Origin of the sequence: Rothia amarae (genome assembly GCF_014705945.2) — a bacterium.
In the GTDB taxonomy this organism is placed as follows: Bacteria; Actinomycetota; Actinomycetes; order Actinomycetales; family Micrococcaceae; genus Rothia; species Rothia amarae.
On record NZ_CP061538.1, the window covers coordinates 2026854 to 2040485 of the forward strand.

Annotated in this window: 14 protein-coding genes and 1 rRNA gene; 5 read left to right on the top strand and 10 right to left on the bottom strand. The window is 51.6% G+C overall.

Features of this window, described 5'->3' with window-relative positions; all coding sequences use genetic code 11:
• Window positions 1-181: 181 nt before the first annotated feature.
• Window positions 182-1711 (bottom strand): 16S ribosomal RNA (locus IDM48_RS09495).
• Between the two features lie 774 nt (window positions 1712-2485).
• Here IDM48_RS09495 and IDM48_RS09500 point away from each other — a divergent pair.
• The gene (locus IDM48_RS09500) at window positions 2486-2641 is read left to right on the top strand and encodes a hypothetical protein (protein ID WP_190617115.1); all 156 of its coding nucleotides are present in this window, start codon (window positions 2486-2488) and stop codon (window positions 2639-2641) included.
• Between the two features lie 267 nt (window positions 2642-2908).
• Window positions 2909-3364 (top strand): hypothetical protein, encoded by a 456-nt coding sequence (locus tag IDM48_RS09505; RefSeq protein WP_202939869.1) that lies wholly within the window; start codon window positions 2909-2911, stop codon window positions 3362-3364.
• Between the two features lie 61 nt (window positions 3365-3425).
• Here the strand turns inward: IDM48_RS09505 and rlmB are convergent, their stop codons facing one another.
• A complete protein-coding gene (gene rlmB, locus IDM48_RS09510) occupies window positions 3426-4409 on the bottom strand; it encodes a 23S rRNA (guanosine(2251)-2'-O)-methyltransferase RlmB (protein WP_068168629.1) in 984 nt (327 codons plus the stop codon).
• A 114-nt stretch (window positions 4410-4523) separates the two neighbouring features.
• On the bottom strand, window positions 4524-5945 hold the full coding sequence (gene cysS, locus IDM48_RS09515; protein ID WP_068168627.1) for a cysteine--tRNA ligase: 1422 nt from the start codon (window positions 5943-5945) through the stop codon (window positions 4524-4526).
• 163 nt (window positions 5946-6108) lie between these two features.
• Here cysS and IDM48_RS09520 point away from each other — a divergent pair, with 163 nt between their 5' ends.
• The gene (locus tag IDM48_RS09520; RefSeq protein ID WP_190617119.1) at window positions 6109-6996 is read left to right on the top strand and encodes an alpha/beta fold hydrolase; all 888 of its coding nucleotides are present in this window, start codon (window positions 6109-6111) and stop codon (window positions 6994-6996) included.
• Here IDM48_RS09520 and ispF read toward each other — a convergent pair.
• The 3 genes from ispF to IDM48_RS09535 are packed head-to-tail and all read right to left on the bottom strand — an operon-like array spanning window position 6965 to window position 8747.
• Window positions 6965-7447 carry a 2-C-methyl-D-erythritol 2,4-cyclodiphosphate synthase gene (gene ispF / locus IDM48_RS09525; RefSeq protein WP_068168622.1) on the bottom strand — a complete coding sequence of 161 codons (483 nt, stop codon included), beginning with the start codon at window positions 7445-7447 and terminating at the stop codon, window positions 6965-6967. The genes IDM48_RS09520 and ispF overlap by 32 nt on opposite strands.
• On the bottom strand, window positions 7444-8211 hold the full coding sequence (gene ispD / locus IDM48_RS09530; protein WP_190618748.1) for a 2-C-methyl-D-erythritol 4-phosphate cytidylyltransferase: 768 nt from the start codon (window positions 8209-8211) through the stop codon (window positions 7444-7446). The genes ispF and ispD overlap by 4 nt, the downstream gene beginning before the upstream one ends.
• Window positions 8212-8261: 50 nt before the next feature.
• The gene (locus IDM48_RS09535; protein ID WP_068168621.1) at window positions 8262-8747 is read right to left on the bottom strand and encodes a CarD family transcriptional regulator; all 486 of its coding nucleotides are present in this window, start codon (window positions 8745-8747) and stop codon (window positions 8262-8264) included.
• A gap of 232 nt (window positions 8748-8979) precedes the next feature.
• On the opposite strand from IDM48_RS09535, the gene IDM48_RS09540 reads away from it, so the two are divergent.
• Window positions 8980-9537, top strand: a complete 558-nt coding sequence (locus tag IDM48_RS09540) for a hypothetical protein (RefSeq protein WP_190617121.1) — start codon at window positions 8980-8982, stop codon at window positions 9535-9537.
• Window positions 9538-9624: 87 nt separating this feature from the next.
• Here IDM48_RS09540 and IDM48_RS09545 read toward each other — a convergent pair whose 3' ends face one another.
• Together IDM48_RS09545 and IDM48_RS09550 are read right to left on the bottom strand one after the other, a co-directional pair.
• The gene (locus tag IDM48_RS09545; protein ID WP_151146015.1) at window positions 9625-10305 is read right to left on the bottom strand and encodes a response regulator transcription factor; all 681 of its coding nucleotides are present in this window, start codon (window positions 10303-10305) and stop codon (window positions 9625-9627) included.
• Window positions 10305-11546 carry a sensor histidine kinase gene (locus IDM48_RS09550; protein ID WP_238397960.1) on the bottom strand — a complete coding sequence of 414 codons (1242 nt, stop codon included), beginning with the start codon at window positions 11544-11546 and terminating at the stop codon, window positions 10305-10307. Before IDM48_RS09550 ends, IDM48_RS09545 begins: the two co-directional genes overlap by 1 nt.
• 199 nt (window positions 11547-11745) lie before the next feature.
• Here IDM48_RS09550 and phoU point away from each other — a divergent pair, with 199 nt between their 5' ends.
• On the top strand, window positions 11746-12387 hold the full coding sequence (gene phoU / locus IDM48_RS09555) for a phosphate signaling complex protein PhoU (RefSeq protein WP_068168617.1): 642 nt from the start codon (window positions 11746-11748) through the stop codon (window positions 12385-12387).
• A 110-nt stretch (window positions 12388-12497) separates the two neighbouring features.
• Here the strand turns inward: phoU and IDM48_RS09560 are convergent, their stop codons facing one another.
• Both IDM48_RS09560 and IDM48_RS09565 read right to left on the bottom strand, forming a co-directional pair.
• Window positions 12498-13241, bottom strand: a complete 744-nt coding sequence (locus tag IDM48_RS09560) for a phosphoglyceromutase (RefSeq protein ID WP_068168616.1) — start codon at window positions 13239-13241, stop codon at window positions 12498-12500.
• 62 nt (window positions 13242-13303) lie between these two features.
• Entirely contained in the window at window positions 13304-13621 is a 318-nt protein-coding gene (locus IDM48_RS09565; RefSeq protein WP_238397961.1) for a DUF2516 family protein, read from the bottom strand.
• Window positions 13622-13632: the final 11 nt, after the last annotated feature.

Here is a 13632-nt window from a genome sequence, read left to right on the forward strand (position 1 = left end):
ACCACAACAGTCGAACCATCCAATGCGCCAGGCAAAAACAAGACAACAAACAACAGCTTGCAGCCTCAAAACCCAACAATGCGCCTCATCCAACAACCAAAACCAATATTCCACCCATGAGCAAACCACCCACATAACACTCGTATGCGAAAGCGGCCAACCAAAAAGTTGAGCTCCTTAGAAAGGAGGTGATCCAGCCGCACCTTCCGGTACGGCTACCTTGTTACGACTTAGTCCCAATCGCCAATCCCACCTTCGACGACTCCCTCCCAAAAGGGTTAGGCCATCGGCTTCGGGTGTTACCAACTTTCGTGACTTGACGGGCGGTGTGTACAAGGCCCGGGAACGTATTCACCGCAGCGTTGCTGATCTGCGATTACTAGCGACTCCGACTTCATGGGGTCGAGTTGCAGACCCCAATCCGAACTGAGACCGGCTTTTTGGGATTAGCTCAACCTCACAGTATCGCAACCCTTTGTACCGGCCATTGTAGCATGCGTGAAGCCCAAGACATAAGGGGCATGATGATTTGACGTCATCCCCACCTTCCTCCGAGTTGACCCCGGCAGTCTCCTATGAGTCCCCACCATAACGTGCTGGCAACATAGAACGAGGGTTGCGCTCGTTGCGGGACTTAACCCAACATCTCACGACACGAGCTGACGACAACCATGCACCACCTGTATACCAGCCCCGAAGGGAAACCCCATCTCTGAGGCGGTCCAGTATATGTCAAGCCTTGGTAAGGTTCTTCGCGTTGCATCGAATTAATCCGCATGCTCCGCCGCTTGTGCGGGCCCCCGTCAATTCCTTTGAGTTTTAGCCTTGCGGCCGTACTCCCCAGGCGGGGCACTTAATGCGTTAGCTACGGCGCGGAAAACGTGGAATGTCCCCCACACCTAGTGCCCAACGTTTACGGCATGGACTACCAGGGTATCTAATCCTGTTCGCTCCCCATGCTTTCGCTTCTCAGCGTCAGTTACAGCCCAGAGACCTGCCTTCGCCATCGGTGTTCCTCCTGATATCTGCGCATTTCACCGCTACACCAGGAATTCCAGTCTCCCCTACTGCACTCTAGTCTGCCCGTACCCACTGCAATACCGGGGTTAAGCCCCGGTCTTTCACAGCAGACGCAACAAACCGCCTACAAGCTCTTTACGCCCAATAATTCCGGACAACGCTCGCGCCCTACGTATTACCGCGGCTGCTGGCACGTAGTTAGCCGGCGCTTCTTCTGCAGGTACCGTCACTTTCGCTTCTTCCCTGCTGAAAGAGGTTTACAACCCGAAGGCCGTCATCCCTCACGCGGCGTCGCTGCATCAGGCTTGCGCCCATTGTGCAATATTCCCCACTGCTGCCTCCCGTAGGAGTCTGGGCCGTGTCTCAGTCCCAGTGTGGCCGGTCACCCTCTCAGGCCGGCTACCCGTCGTCGCCTTGGTGAGCCATTACCCCACCAACAAGCTGATAGGCCGTGAGCCCATCTAAAACCAGTACAAACCCTTTCCACAAAAAACCATGCGGTTCCTTGTCATATCCGGTATTAGACCCAGTTTCCCAGGCTTATCCCAGAGTCAAAGGCAGGTTACTCACGTATTACTCACCCGTTCGCCACTAATCCAACCAGTGCAAGCACCAGTCTTCATCGTTCGACTTGCATGTGTTAAGCACGCCGCCAGCGTTCGTCCTGAGCCAGGATCAAACTCTCCGTTAGAAAACAAAAAAGCTTGAATAACCTGATCTCAAAATAAAAACGAAACAATGATTCAAACGCCACACGGGGTACGGTGACTCATCACTGCTTCAAGCTGTCATTCTGATAACCAAAAGGTATTCAAAAATACATATAAATATTTGGTATCAGTTTCAGTCAATAAGCCTCCCCAATATTTATGAGAAAAGGAGGCCATTTATTGAACAAAGCACACTATTGAGTTCTCAAACAACAAACCACACGAACCAATCACACCACTTACATCGTGGCGACTGCAGAACGTCAGTCAACATCTTGTTTACATTTTTCGTTACCCTCATCGGGGCAACTCGTCTAGCTTACCAGGTGTCCAGCGACCATGCAACACGAACAACCGTGAAACACACCACATAACAAAGCGATGAAGTTTATCTTTTCTTCATCTCTTCAACACCCTATGTAATTTCGACGTTCGCTTCGGTTCGAAGTTTTTCGCTTCGTACCCTTGCGACTCCCATAACTATACGCACCCCCAGATAGCCTTGCAACTCGAAAAGTAGTGTGCTAGCTAACTTACAATCGTGTGATTATCGATTTCACCGCTAAATATCAAGGTTTTTAGAGCCAAAAAGATTTTCAAAAAGATTTCAAATTATCTTCAAATGTGCGTTTTCCACTCTTGCAACTCCCTAAATTCACCCAGAAAGACGTCATAAATGCGTCACAAACCACATTTAATGGAGATTTCCCTGAAGTTTAACCAGCTGGCCAACAATCGATAACTACCTTAGAATCATGACCCTCTACTATCGCTGGCTTACCTCCGAGATTAAAGCTTCCTTACCCACATGGGTTGCTATGCGGGGTATAAGTTCTGACCAGATAAGAGATTTAGATACGCGAGCTCTCGCCGTCTTCCACGACGAAGAACTAGTAGCAATAGCTGAATAGTATACGTCTAAAGCTCACGCTAGTGAGTACTGGCTGTATATCGAAGTCGCTCCAAAACGCCGTCGTCAAGGGCTAGGTTTCGAAGTATTTAGACTCGTTAGTCAATTGCGACATCGAGATATTCCTTTTACCTACAGGAACTACCTTCATACCAGCTCTCTTGCTTTCGCTCACAAACTAGGGGCATACACCCGACAAGTTGTTCGTCCAGATAGGGCTAGGCTTATCCATCGAGAAGAACTCACCCTCACGTTTCCAGCATTGGCTTTGCACTGCGAACAACAAGACATCTTTCAACGTGCCTACGTGGATATGTATGAATGGACCCATGAGCTATGGGCTCCTGTATCAGGTGAGCACCAACTCACTCTGCAACGTGAGGCATTAGAAGATATAGATAAAGAAGCTACCAGTATTGTCTATAGCTCCAGCGGTTCCATTGAAGGTTTCGTCGCCACTTACATAGTTGACGGTAAACCATTGCTCATGGGCGAAACAGCCTCCCGCAACACTCCCCATGGAGAACAAATCATTCAAAGCTGCCTTCGCAGAACACTTGACATTCTCGCACACCGTGGGATTGAGGAAGTCCAAATGGATGGGCATATCTCTGATCCTCATTGGCTACCCAATTGGATTAGATTAGCTCCCGACGGAGAATGGTTCACATTGGTCACTATTCCGCCATCCACTGAAATTTCTTCGATTAACGAATTACCTTAGCGATACATAAAGGCGGGGAGTATCTATTGATACTCCCCGCCTTTACATCTACTCAGTCTAGTTACTTACCCTGAGCACGACGCCGAGAAACCTCATACAGTGAAATACTGACCGCAGTTGCCGCATTCAACGACTCCATGGCAGAGCTAATCGGAATCGAAACAATCTGATCGCAGTTCTCAGTCACCAATCGAGACAAGCCCTTACCCTCAGAACCAACCACAATCATCAGCGGCTCCGATGCAAGTTCAAGGTTAGGAAGCTCGATGTCCCCACCGCCGTCCAAACCAACAACGAACACACCAGAATCTTTAGCCTGCTGAACCACACGAGTGAGGTTAGTTGCCATCGCTACCGGAATACGAGCAGCCGCGCCTGCAGAAGTCTTCCACGCCGAAGCAGTAACAGCAGCAGAACGACGCTCTGGAATGACGACGCCGTCGCCATTGAACGCTGACACGCTACGAATAATCGCACCCAGGTTACGAGGATCGGTAATGCCATCCAAAGCCACAAAAAGCGGAGGAGTCGAAAGCTGACCTTCATGGAATTTCTCCATAGTAGTCAGAATCAAATCAGTAGCATCGGGATACTTATACGGAGGAATCTGCAGAGCCACGCCCTGGTGCACAGACCCCTCAGTCAGCCTATCCAACTCACCACGAGAAATCTCCAACAAGGGCAAATCTTCTTGATTCGCAATCTTAATGATTTCTTTAACTCGCTCATCAGCCTCAATATGGCTCATGACGAAAAGATGCTTAGCAGGAATTTCAGTCTTCAAAGCCTCCAGCACAGCATTACGTCCGGTCACCAATTCCTCGCTGGTACGCTTACCGCCCAAACGTTGCTGAGGGCGCGAATGCTGACCCGCCTGGCGGCGCTCAGCAGCACGCTTCATCTTATAAGCCTTGTGATAAGGACGATCCTCAGCCTTGGGAGTCGGACCCTTGCCCTCAAGCGAACGACGGTTCTTACCGCCGGTGCCCTTAGTGGGACCCTTCTTTGCGTTTGTTGCGCCGGGACGGCGACCTGCTTTAGCCATGAAAACCTCTTTTGTTGCTCAGCCCTCAGGTGTGGCAGAACTATATAGAAAATTAAAGTTTGTGAATCTTCAATAGCGTAGTCGAATAAAACACCAACTACACCAAAATGTGCGCTAGCTGATAGACCAGGACGAGCCTTCTACTCCGTCCTTAATAGTAATTCCAGCCTCTGCGAGCGCGTCGCGTATCTGATCTGCTGCTGCCCAATCCTTCCGGGCACGAGCGTCGGTTCGTTGCGCCAGCATCGTTTGAATCAGCGAGTCCAAAGCCGCATGTTCAGCATCGGATGAGGCGCTGCTTCCTGCAAAACTCATCAGTTGAGTCAACCCCAGTACCTTTGCCATAGCGAAGACTTGGGAGGCGATACCAGTTGCATCAGCGCCCTGAGCTCGTTCAGCGTTACCTTCACGTACCTTCTCGTGAAGCACCGCGAGCGCGCGGGGAATATTGAGATCATCGTCCATCGCTGCCGCGAACTCTCCAGGAACCTCGGCGTGCTGGTTAATACCTTCAAGATTCTGCGCAATAAAGGCTTCGATACGCTCCACCGCAACCTTAGCTTCTTCTAAAGAAGTAGGGCGGTAGTCCAGCACCGACCGGTAATGTGCCTGCCCCAGGTAATAACGAACTACCAAAGGACGCGCGGTCTGCAACATATCTGCAGGCGATACAGTGTTGCCTATGGATTTTGACATCTTTTCGCCCTCGAAAGTTACTAGCCCATTATGAAGCCAGAAATTCGCGAAGTTATCGCCGGCAGCCGTAGACTGAGCCAATTCATTTTCGTGATGGGGGAAGCGCAAATCTAATCCGCCACCGTGAATATCAAAACGAGCGCCCAAGTATTTACCTGCCATTGCCGAGCATTCCAGATGCCAGCCCGGCCGTCCCCGACCCCACGGCGAATCCCATGCGGCGGTTTCCGGTTCGCCTACTTTATAGCCCTTCCATAGCGCGAAATCACGAGGGTCTCGCTTACCGCGAGGATCCGCATCTTCGGCGTCTTTCAGCTCATCTAACTTCTGATGGGTCAGAGCACCATACTGAGGCCACGACTTAACGTCGAAATAGACATCTCCGGAATCATCTAAAGCGGGGTAAGCATGACCCTCATCAATCAACCGCTGAATAAGGGCATGCATCTCGGGGATATGCCCCGTTGCGCGTGGTTCATATGTAGGAGGTGTGATACCCAGCGATTCATACGCCTGAGCGAAAACCTTTTCAAAACGATAGGCAAGCGCCCACCACTCTTCGCCGGGAAACTCTCCCTCAAACCCTTCTTCGAAAGAGCGGTTTGAGTTAGCCAAAATTTTGTCGTCAATATCCGTGACATTACGAACGGTCGTTACTTTCAGCCCGCGGTAGGTCAACCAACGCGAAAGCTGGTCAAAGACCAGAGCCGAACGAACATGTCCGATATGAGGAGCCCCCTGCACAGTGGCGCCACAATAGTAGAGGCTAGCCTCCCCGGAGCGAACGGGCTCAAAATCTCGAATGGTTGCTGTCGCTGTATCGTAAAAACGCATAGTCACAGGCACCAGTTTAGCGGTAACAGCAAGAGCGGGCGTAGTACACCGTAAAAATCCAGGTTTCACAGGACAAGGAAACCGATACGCTTACCTATATAGTTTTCGCTTTCATCATGGGTGCGACGGCAAAAACGCTCCTAGTGGTGATGAATTTTAGGTGCCTATCATGACTTCCACACACAATACTGCGCTGCGCATCGGCAGAACACGCCGCATCGTTCTTCGCGACGGCAGAATCGCCGAATGGCATGAATTTGGGGAGAATGAAAATCCCCAGACAGTAGCTCTTTATTGCCACGGGACACCGGGATCAGGCCGGGAAGCGCAAATTTTTGATCGGGTTGCTCGCGAAAAAAAGATTCTACTTATTGCTCCTGACCGACCGGGGTGCGGGGGAAGCACCTTGAAGCCCCATCGCACCGTGCAAGATTGGGCCGCTGATGCCGCAGAAATCCTGAATGCCCTTCAAATTACCCAGTGCCTAGTATTGGGATATTCAGGAGGGACACCGTACGCGCTAGCCTGTGCAACGGCATTTCCACAGAAAGTTTCTGCCCTGGGGCTTATCGCCCCCTACACCCCTGAAGAAGGTGTGTTTGCGCTCGTCGAAGAACGATCCATCCCTGTAATGATGAGACTTCAATACCTTCTCCACAACAACCTGCTACTTCCGTTTAGCCGCCGTCTCTTACATATACGCACTAAACGAGCAAGCGCAATCGAAAGTTTCATTCATTCGCATTCCCATGCATTTGAGCATAGTTTTCGCGGCGCCATCCAAGATTACACAGCTATCTACGGTGAGTGGGGCATACCCCCTGAGCAGGCAAGAAAGTATTTCTCTACCGTGGTATGGGTGGGCGAACGAGATCAAGTCATCAGCAAAGAAGGGGCTTACTCCCAAGGGCAAGAGCTAAACGCCGCCGTTCGTTCTTTCCCCGGACGCGGTCATGCTTCACTTTTCACGCAGCATGCCGAAGAAATACTGACAGAAATCAAACACGTTGCGTACCCCGGCATCCTTAAGAATTCTTTGGATAGACCAGCGCCGTAGCCAATGCTGCTACGCCCTCAGATCTACCGGTTAACCCCAGTTTGTCAGTAGTAGTTGCGGTCACGGTAACGGGAGCACCTGCAGCTTCTGTGAGCGCCTGATTCGCTTCATCACGACGCGGCGCGAACTTAGGCCGATTGCCAATCAGCTGTATAGCCACGTTTCCAATCTCGAAACCAGCCTCTCGCACAATCGCCGCCGCTTCACTCAGAATGAGCACCCCTGAGGCACCCTTCATATCCGGACGATCGACTCCAAAGTTAGAACCAAGATCACCGGTACCGGAGGCTGAAAAGAGCGCGTCCGCTGCAGCGTGCGCCACGACGTCGCCGTCCGAATGACCGCTTAGTCCTAACTCTCCCGGCCAATGCAAACCGGCGACCCACAGCTCAGTACCTTCTTCGCCAAAAGCATGAACATCAATACCAATGCCGGTACGGGGAATAATCATGAGTTCTCCTTTTCATACAGGGCGCGGGCAAGTGCCAAGTCTAAACGAGTAGTAATTTTGAAAGAGTCCTCGGAACCGGCAACGCACAATACGGGGATGCCCATAGTCTCTGCGAGCATCGCATCATCTGTAATACTCTCTGCCAAACCCTGTTGCGATGCCTTCGCATACGCAGCTAAAAGGGTAGAAAGATCAAACCCCTGGGGAGTCTGTACAGCGCGTAACTGAGAACGGGCGGGGGTTCCGGAAACGTACTCATCCGAATCGACCGACTTCACCGTATCTACGACGGGGACCACGGGAATCACTGCTTTTTCGCCAGATTCGAGGGCCTGCGCTACAGCGTGAAAAGCTTCAACCGGCGTAAAGCAACGAGCGCAGTCATGAACCAAAACAGCATCAGGATCAGAATCGCTCATCCCCCCTTGCGCAGGAGCCCGATTAATCGCGTTAAGCGCAGCCACCACTGATTCAGCACGGGTAGCACCGCCTGTGACAGCCAAAGCACCAAATTCCTCAGCAATAGCCGTCAACGCAGTATCGCCAGCGGGAACCGTCACGATAAGACGTGATGCCAATCCCGTGGCCTTCACACCTTCCAGTGCCCACCGCAACAGTTCCTTACCTGCAACGGGTACCTGTGCCTTGGGCAAACCGTAACCCAATCGGCTTCCAGAGCCTGCAGCAACAACAACGACGGCGAAGACCCGTTGCCCGGAAGCAACAGAATCATTCGCCGTCGTCAAAAAAGTATTGGTCTCCATCACAGCAGAAGCTTACCTGAAATATGATGAAGCAGAAGAAACTCTATAGCCTAAACTGCCTCAAGAATCTTATCGAGCTCGCCCTCGGCAGTCGCCTCATCGATGTCCTTCGCCAAAGCAACCTCGGAGGAAAGAATCTGACGAGCCTTAGCCAGCATGCGCTTTTCACCTGCAGATAGACCACGGTCATTTTCACGACGCCACAGGTCACGAACTACTTCAGCGACCTTCAAAACATCACCAGAAGCCAATTTTTCAACGTTCGCCTTGTAACGACGTGACCAGTTAGCGGCTTCTTCAGTATCGGTTGCCTGCAAAACGTCGATGACTTCCTGCAGACCGCGTTCGTCAACGACATCACGCATACCCACCATGTCAACATTTTCAGCAGGTACCTCAATCACCAAATCGCCCTGCGCGACTTTGAGTTTTAGGTACATTTTTTCTTCGCCACGAATTTTGCGCATCTTGACCTCTTCGATCGTTGCAGCACCGTGGTGAGGATATACGACTGTTTCGCCAACCTCAAAAAGCATATGGATAAACCCCTTTCAGCCTACCTATTCTATCACGAGGCACAGTAGGGGCATCCTTACGTAACAGTTAAGCCTTTCTTGCACCCTTTTGCAACTCGAAAGCCACGCGATACAGACGTTCTGTCTATAAGCCGTTAGAATGTACACGAAAGACTCTGTATTTAATCTCTATCTGGAGAACACACACATTCACTGGGATAGAAGAGTTCATGACCATCAAGGAGTTCATGCCGTGAAGTTTGCAACTTCCACCCTCAAGCGCGCTGGCGCGGGCGCTGCCCTAGCAGTCGCTTTGCTTTCAGCAACCGGCTGTGGCTATATCCATCGCCAGCCCACCACCATTCACTACGCCGCTTCCGATGGCGTCAACGCAGATGTAGCAGACATTGACCTTCGCAACATCATGGTTATCGCCGAAAATGAAAAGTCAGACGGTCGTGTGCTGGGCTCCATCATCAACAACGGCAAGAACGACGTCACCGTTGATTTCAACTTCGAATCCGGTGCGAAATCAGTAACCGTCAAGCCTGGCGAAACCGTCCGTTTGGAAGACGATGCCCACAAGCTCATCGTCTCCCCCTCTGGCGCTAACCCCGGTTTGATCTTAGAAAACATCAAGGTAACTGCCGGATCCGATAACACCACGATGAACATCCCTGTCCTCGACGACACCCTCGAAGAATACGCACCTTACCTGCCTAACGCGGCGTCTGCTGAATCCTCTGCAGCATCGACCTCCGCTCCTAACGGCAACGAGTCCGCTCCCGTGGAGACTACTCCTGCTCAGTAACACATAGGCTTCATCCAGATGGAGGCCAAAGCGAGGGCCCTTACCCGGTAGGTAAGGGCCCTCGCTTTATTCGATGTTCACGATTCTTTAGGGCTCGAACTTATAACCCAGACCGCGAACAGTCACCACATAACGAGGCACCGAAGGATCAGGTTCAATCTTGGACCGCAAACGCTTGATATGAACGTCCAAAGTTTTCGTATCCCCCACGTAATCTGAGCCCCACACCCGGTCAATAAGCTGTGAACGAGTCAGTACTCGACCGGCGTTGCGCAGGAGCATTTCTAGCAGCTCAAATTCTTTGAGCGGCATCGCCACATTCTCACCAGAAACAGTGACCACATGGCGCTCAATGTCCATACGCACCGGGCCCGATTCCACCGCATTCGTAGAAACTTCTTCGCCTTCATGCTGACGCCGTAACACCGCGCGCACGCGTGCAATTAATTCGCGCGAAGAATAAGGCTTAGTCACATAATCATCGGCGCCAAGCTCAAGACCCAAGACCTTATCAATCTCAGAATCCTTAGCGGTCAGCATGATAATCGGAACTGCCGAAATCGCACGCAACTGCTTGCACACTTCCATGCCAGACTGTCCAGGAAGCATCACATCCAGCAACACCAAATCAGCACCGTTATGTTCAAACTCAGTGACGGCGTCGACACCGTTATCTACAACCTGAACTTCAAAACCTTCGCGGCCTAGCAAAAACGCAAGCGGCTCGCTCAATGCTTCTTCGTCTTCAACAACCAAAATTCTGGTCACTAGTTTGCGTCCTTCTTCTTCAGCGCCGAAACGGAACCTCCGCCAGGCGTCGTGAGCTTCTTAGCGCTCACCGTCTGAGTACCCTCAATATCAGGTCCCAGCAAATCTTGTTCGCTCTGCTCATCCACAGCGGGCAGAGTCATGGTGAAAGTAGAACCTTCACCGGGGATAGACCACAGCGTAATTTCTCCACCGTGTTGGCCCATCACATGCTTCACAATGGACAAACCTAAGCCCGTGCCACCAGTCTGACGCGAACGCGCCGGATCAACCCGGTAGAAACGCTCAAAAATACGATCCTGCTCATCCTCGGGGATGCCAGGGCCCTGGTCCTTAACAGATATCTTAATCTGTCCGTTTTTCTCGGTGATACCGATTCCGACTTTTGTTTTCTCTGGCGAATAACGGATAGCGTTCTCCACCAGGTTACGCAACGCCGTACCCAAAAGCTCGGGATCTCCGTGGATAGGACGGCGCGCCCGTCCACCCACCAACAGCTGGATGTCTTTACCCTCCGCCATAATCCGGTTATAATCCACCGCGCTGGCCACTAGGTTATTCACGTCGACTAGCTTGGACTGCCGCACGACGTCGGTAGATTGCAAACGAGAAAGCTCAATGACGTCCTGCACCAGCGCAGCTAAACGCTTAGATTCTTTCTGCAAACGGGTAGAGAAATACTTTACGGACTCTTCATCGTCTGCAGAAGACTCAATTGCCTCCGCCATCAAACCGATTGCGCCCACAGGAGTCTTTAACTCGTGAGATACGTTCGCCACGAAGTCATTACGAACCTCCTGCACACGCGCAATTTCAGTACGGTCATCGGCAAGAACCAGAATGTATTCGTCCCCCACCGGCGCGATTCGCAAATCAATCACCAGCTGGGTCTTATTGACCGTACCGCGCGTAATTTTTATTTCCCGCTCCACAATGATGCCACGGCTTCGCACCCGGTGAATCATTTCCACCAGCTCTTGCGAAACAATCGTGTGGCCCTTCACCAGACCCAGCGCATACGCGCCCGGAGAAGCCTGAACCACACCGTCAACCGCATCAACAATCACATAGGCACGACCAATAACGGCCAGCACCTCCGCTGCACCGTCACTAATACTTGGCTCTTCAACATCGGCCCACTGAGCACGATCACGATCACTCTTGTTGACCGCCCACATACTCAACACACCGACGAACAGGCCCACCAAAACCGAAAATAAAATAATGAGGAATGAATCCACGCCTTCTACCTTATCGACAAAAACTTCCCCCCAGACCCCACGAGAGTGCAAGTTCCCGTCGGATTCAACTAACGTTTACTTAGAGCACCCGATTTATTTACTCATTTTTGGGAAGCTATAAAGACGTGTGGGCACCCGCGCCGTATTTCGGGACCCCGCCCGCCCACGACCAACTACTCAACCCGAGAGGACAGCGCACGTGCGTAAAGTCTTTCAAGCAGAACTTCACCAGGTTGGCGAAGAACTCATCCAAATTGCAACCCTGGTCAAACAAGCACTCGTAGGCGCATCGGAATCCTTCCTCAACGCAGACATTGACAAAGCTGAAGAAGTAATCTCAAACGATGCCCGCATCGACTTTCTACAGACCCAGCTCGACGAACGCGCCATCGACATCCTGGCTCTGCAGGGCCCCGTAGCCTCCGATTTGCGCCACATCGTAGCGGCATTGCGCATGAGCTCGTCACTAGAGCGCATGGGTGACCTTGCACGCCACATCGCCCAGATTGCTCGTATGCGCTTCCCCGAGAAAGCTCTGACCGCATCTATCTCCCCCATCTTCGAACAGATGGTAGAGCTCGATTTGAAGATTATCGACGCCGTCATCAAGCTCCTTGATTCCAAGGATCTCACCTACTCCGAAGAAATCTCAGCTCACAAGGCTCGCATCAACGAGCTACACCGCGAAGTCTTCAAAACCCTGAACGCTGAAGACTGGAACTACTCGGCACAGGTCACCGTGGACGTGACCCTCGCCAGCCGCTACCTAGAGCGCTTTGGCGATCACGGGGTTTCTGTAGCTCGCAAGGAAGCCTACCTAGTCACCGGCGACTGGAGCTAAAACCACTACTGCTGGCACATTCCAGCAGTATTACTCAATTACGGCATAGCAAAGGGCTCGTTCCACCGAAGTGGAACGAGCCCTTTGGCATAACCTAGAACTTCAAAGAATTACTTCTTACCCTGGTTAGCAACTGCTGCAATCGCAATCTTTGCTGCCTCAGGATCCAAGTATTCGCCACCTGCGGTTACAGGCTTGAAGTTTTCGTCCAGCTCGTAGTAAAGCGGGATACCGGTAGGAATGTTCAGACCCGAGATTTCGTCGTCCGAAATACCATCGAGATTCTTTACTAGCGCACGCAAAGAGTTACCGTGAGCAGCAATCAAAACGGTCTTGCCAGCTTCCAAATCAGGCTTCACGTCTGATTCCCAGTAGGGAAGCATACGCTCTAGAACGTCTTTGAGGCACTCGGTACGAGGAGCGTTCTTAACATCGGCATAACGAGGATCGTGAGCCTGAGAGAAATCGTCGTCATCATCAATTGCCGGTGGGGGTACATCGTAAGAACGACGCCACTGCATGAACTGCTCTTCACCGTACTGCTCACGAATCTGGCTCTTATCTTTGCCCTGGAGCGCACCGTAGTGACGCTCGTTCAAACGCCAGGAGCGCTTGACAGGAATCCAGAGGCGATCTGCGGAATCAAGCGCAAGGTTTGCGGTGTTGATAGCGCGGCGCTGAAGAGAGGTGTGAACGACGTCGGGAAGAATCTCGCGATCCTTCAACATCTGACCACCGCGAGATGCTTCTTCCATACCTTTAGCGGTCAGGGGAACATCTACCCAACCGGTGAAAAGGTTCTTTTCATTCCATTCTGACTGTCCGTGACGGAGCAATACCAATTTGTATGTCATAACCTCATTCTTTCACTTTTGCCACATAATCAAAAGCATTCCCACATAAATAGATATGGGAGTTACCGCCGACGACGCACCGCAACCGCCGGGCGCACGTCCGCAAGGAACACCCCAGCAGCAGTGGCGGCTATCAGCTGGATGAGCCAGCTAGAGCCAGCCCCCAAAAAAGTTGTGTAAAGACTAAATACCGAGAAAAATGCGCAAGCTGCAGTGACCGCCACCCAGAAAGTTTTGGTGCGCTTGCCAGCACTCTCATAAGCGTAATTCGTTGCCTGAAGCGCCACAATTAGTGCCCACACGGACATTACTGCAATGACCAGAGCAAAAACGGTGCCGATGAGAGTATCGACCAGGGAAACTAAAATAATTGGACTCACAAGACAAGCCT

What these genes read in the sequence shown, in the direction of transcription:
- IDM48_RS09500 (WP_190617115.1), top strand. Translation starts at nt 2,486, where the DNA reads ATGACCCTCTACTATCGCTGGCTTACCTCCGAGATTAAAGCTTCCTTA.
- IDM48_RS09520 (WP_190617119.1), top strand. Translation starts at nt 6,109, where the DNA reads ATGACTTCCACACACAATACTGCGCTGCGCATCGGCAGAACACGCCGC.
- IDM48_RS09535 (WP_068168621.1), bottom strand. Translation starts at nt 8,747, where the DNA reads ATGCTTTTTGAGGTTGGCGAAACAGTCGTATATCCTCACCACGGTGCT.
- rlmB (WP_068168629.1), bottom strand. Translation starts at nt 4,409, where the DNA reads ATGGCTAAAGCAGGTCGCCGTCCCGGCGCAACAAACGCAAAGAAGGGT.
- ispD (WP_190618748.1), bottom strand. Translation starts at nt 8,211, where the DNA reads ATGGAGACCAATACTTTTTTGACGACGGCGAATGATTCTGTTGCTTCC.
- IDM48_RS09560 (WP_068168616.1), bottom strand. Translation starts at nt 13,241, where the DNA reads ATGACATACAAATTGGTATTGCTCCGTCACGGACAGTCAGAATGGAAT.
- ispF (WP_068168622.1), bottom strand. Translation starts at nt 7,447, where the DNA reads ATGATTATTCCCCGTACCGGCATTGGTATTGATGTTCATGCTTTTGGC.